This is a genomic window from Streptomyces sp. NPDC005483 (genome assembly GCF_040606035.1).
GTDB lineage: Bacteria > Actinomycetota > Actinomycetes > Streptomycetales > Streptomycetaceae > Streptomyces.
Window position 1 is genome coordinate 1 of record NZ_JBEXEA010000103.1, and the last position, 3,646, is coordinate 3,646.

Annotated in this window: 2 protein-coding genes; both read left to right on the forward strand. The window is 67.7% G+C overall.

The genetic code is table 11. From position 1 onward, the window contains the following. Nucleotides 1-523 precede the first annotated feature (523 nt). Nucleotides 524-1,384 (forward strand): helix-turn-helix transcriptional regulator, encoded by an 861-nt coding sequence (locus ABZT06_RS50310; RefSeq protein ID WP_355756620.1) that lies wholly within the window; start codon nucleotides 524-526, stop codon nucleotides 1,382-1,384. A 455-nt stretch (nucleotides 1,385-1,839) separates the two neighbouring features. Then, complete coding sequence (locus ABZT06_RS50315) at nucleotides 1,840-3,510, forward strand: hypothetical protein (RefSeq protein WP_355756617.1); 1,671 nt, start codon at nucleotides 1,840-1,842, stop codon at nucleotides 3,508-3,510. Nucleotides 3,511-3,646: the final 136 nt, after the last annotated feature.

Here is a 3,646-nt window from a genome sequence, read left to right on the forward strand (position 1 = left end):
TTCGGCTACCTCACCCCAGCCGAGACCAGGCAGCGGCAGCAACACGCCCTCGCGGCATAACCATCGAGTGTCCAGGATCACGGGGAAACTTCAGCGGTGGCCCTGACCCTGGATGGCTACACGCAGGAAGAGATCAAGGAGCTTCTCCACGCGACGTCGACCCGGGCCATTGAGGGCTCGCTGTACCGGTGGAGGATGAAGGAACAGCGTCGGGGTGGTGAGCACGTTGGGTGATCCGAGCCGTGACTTCGAGGTTCTGCTCGAGAGTTCCTCTCTGGGTGCTCCAGGCGCCCAGCGGCTGCGTGGTCGCACGTCCCGTAGCCAGGCTCGCGCCATCCGCGGCATGGGAGAAATCCAGGACGAGACCACCGATGAGACCGGCGCGCGCGTTGAGTCTGGCGTGGATGTCCTTGGCAACAGCCTGCCTGCCTCCAAGCATCCGAGGCCTGTGACACCCTCGGCTGCCCTCACGATCGCGATGCCCGGGAACTCGCCTGAGCAACCCGGCGCGCTCCCCCGCGACATGCGTCCCGCAGGGCCAGGTCCGGTCGTGCGGCGCATCCAGCTTGGTTCGCAGCTGCGGCAGCTACGTCGGGAGCGTGGGATCACGCTCCAGACGGCTGGTGATTCCGCCCGCGTGTCCGAAACGAAGATGAGCCGGATGGAGCTGGGCCGGGTCAGTTTCAAAAGGCGTGACGTCGAGAACCTGCTGACGCTGTACGGGATCACGGACGAGCAGGCGCGGGCAGGGATCTTGTCGCTGGCCGAAGAGGCCAACACCCCGGGCTGGTGGCAGCAGTACTCCGACGTCTTCCCTGGCTGGTGGTCTACCTACCTGGGCCTGGAGGGCGCAGCCTCGCTGATCCGCGCCTATGAAGTGCAGCATGTGCCTGCGCTGCTGCAGACCGAGGAATATGCGCACGTAATGTGCAGACAGCACGCACCGCGGGCGAGTCAGGCCGAGGTGGAGCGCCGGGTGGCGCTGCGTCTGGAGCGCCAGCAGGCTTTCGTTGATGATGCCTGCGAATTGCACGTCGTTCTGGATGAGTCGGCGCTGCGGCGTACCTACGGCCACCGTGCGGTGATGCGCCGGCAAGTGCAGTATCTGATCGACGCGTCCGAGAGGCCCAATGTGCGGCTTCAGATCATGCCGTTCCATTCGATGGGGCATCCCGTCGGGGCACGGCCGTTCACCATGTTCAGCTTCGCGCAGGGCGGTCTGTCGGACGTCGTGTACGTGGAGCAGCTCACCAGCGCCCTCTACCTGGACAAGCCTGCAGACGTCACCCAGTACACGGAGATCCACGAGGAGCTGCAGCGGGCAAGCCCAGCACCCGAAGCTAGCCGAGACCTGCTGCGCGACCTTGCCATTGCTTCCTCCTAGATGTTGCGGGTCAGGACATTGGTGACCGCGCATAGTGGTGGGCAAGGTTGGTGGCGAGGGCGCAGAGGGTGAGCCCTGGCTTCGGTGGGGCCGTGCACAGTGATAGCGCTTCCGAACGGCAGTAGTGCTCCCACGTCCTCCAGATACAGGAAGCAGATCGTCTCCTTGTGGCCGATGACGGATGCCTCATGGTCGTCCCGGACGAGTCGTCGGGCCAAAGATCCGTCGCTACCGAGTCGATCCCGGGACTTGTCGAGGCAACATGCCTGCTCGGCAGGGAGCGCCGTTCGACCGGTCCTTGCCCGCGCCGGAAGGTACCCGGCTCTGTCAGTGGCCCACGTAAGAATGACGACGGCGCAGCAGTCCTGGCTGGGTCCCCCGTCACAAGGGCCCCTGTTGCGCACCGCAAGCGCAGGATCAGCGGTCATACCGCGCGCATCCTCTCCGATGCGGGGGTGCTGGCCGCTGCCCCTGCCCCGTCCCGTGCCGGAGGTTTCGCCATCATGGCCAGCACGTTTGTCACCTCGTTCCGTACCCGGCTCGCACCCGCCCCTCCTGGCGACGGCGAAAGCGAGGGCGAATTACCGCCGCAGGCCGGTGACTTCACTCATCGTGCGGCGGTACTGATCTGGGTGCCCGCCGGCGCGCAGGAGGCCACCGCCTGTGAACTATGGGCGCGCTACGGCCTGTTGTTCTCCCGCCTGGAAACGGCCGAGGACGATGCGACGGTGCCGTACCGGGTGGAGGTGCGCCTACAGGGAAGCCGTTGGGGTGCGTTGAGCGAGGCAGAGCGCCGCGTCATGGCGGCACTGTCCGGCCGGGTGACGGGGTCCATCGGTGACGCGAGGCTGCTGGAGCCCGAGGACTCTCCGGCCTTGGCCAGTACCTGGCACATGCATCGCAAGACCGACTGGGGGCCGGGTTGGTGGCGGAGCAGGGCCGCACGGCTGTGGGTGCAGGTCGGGGCAGCGGATGTGCACCGCCGGGTACGCCTGGACGGTCCGGGCACGCTGGAAGACGCGCTGGCGGCCCTGCAGCGCAGGCCGGATCTGGGCGGGGTGCTCTTCGACGAGGAGTTGCATGACGTGCGGCCCGGCCTCGCGTCGGCCCACGCCGTGCGCCCGCAGGATCCCGCCCCCTGGCACACCCGGGCGCTGGGACTTCCGGGCATGGCGGTGGGAGCCGCCGCGATGCTGTTCGGCTGGGTGCTGGCGGGACTGGGCCTTGGGTGGCAGATGGCACTGTCACCGCTGCCGGCCGTGGTGGCCTGGTGGGTGGGCCCGTGGCTGGCCGACCGGGAACGGCACTCGCGGATAATCGTCTGGCTGTGCGGGCTGGCCATGGTAGGCGGCACGGGGCTGTGCGGGTTCATGATCCGGGTGGTCTCGACGGCACTGGGCGGTGTAGACCTGGGGCCGGTGGTGGTCATCCTGTGTGGGCTGCCGGTGCTGCGCGGCTGTATGTACGCGTTGCGCCAGAGCTGGTTCTCCCGCAACGCGGCCACCGTGCTGTCGCTCGCCGTCCTGCCCCTGGCGTGGGTGCTGCCTTGGATGGGACGACTGGTGCAGGGCATCTACCTGACCGAATGCCTGGGCATCCCGCTGTCGGCAGCCAACGTCGATCCCGTGTGGACGTATCTCGCCGGGGTGAAGCCGGCCGCCCTGTGCATCGCCGCCGTGTTGTGCGGGCTGGCCGCGCTCGGTTGGTGCCGGCACTTCTACTGGATCACCGGCTCGAGGACGTATTACCTGGCCGTCTTCAGCACCTTCACCGCGGTGATGATGGTGGTGGCCGTACTCGCGGGTCTGTCTTCGGCCACCAGCGGAGCCGATCGTACCGCCGCCCAGGCCGCGGCCGAACAGGATCCTTCACAGTTCTTCGGGATCAGCGCGCGGCGGGTCTGTGTGCGCCCGCTCGATGCGGCCAACACGGCAGTGCAGCCGGGTCCGCTGCCTACCGGCTATCCGGTCGTCGCGTTCGACGTCACCGGCGACGAGACCTGGTTGTGGGATTACCGGCGTGCCAAGGGCTCGGCCGACCTCGCGAAGGGAGCACTGCGCGTACGCACCGATCAGGTCGTCACCCGGCCTGCAGCCCGCGGGGCCCGCACCTGTCCCCCTCTCTAGAGCTTTCAGAACGACGCCGGCGAGGCCTGGGCCGGGCCGGTCTGAGAAGCCATCCGCTTACCGCTCAGCAGGCTTGACCAGTCGAACACGGTTCCTGTTCGGGTGACCTCTCGGCGGTCGGGGCATAACGGCAGGG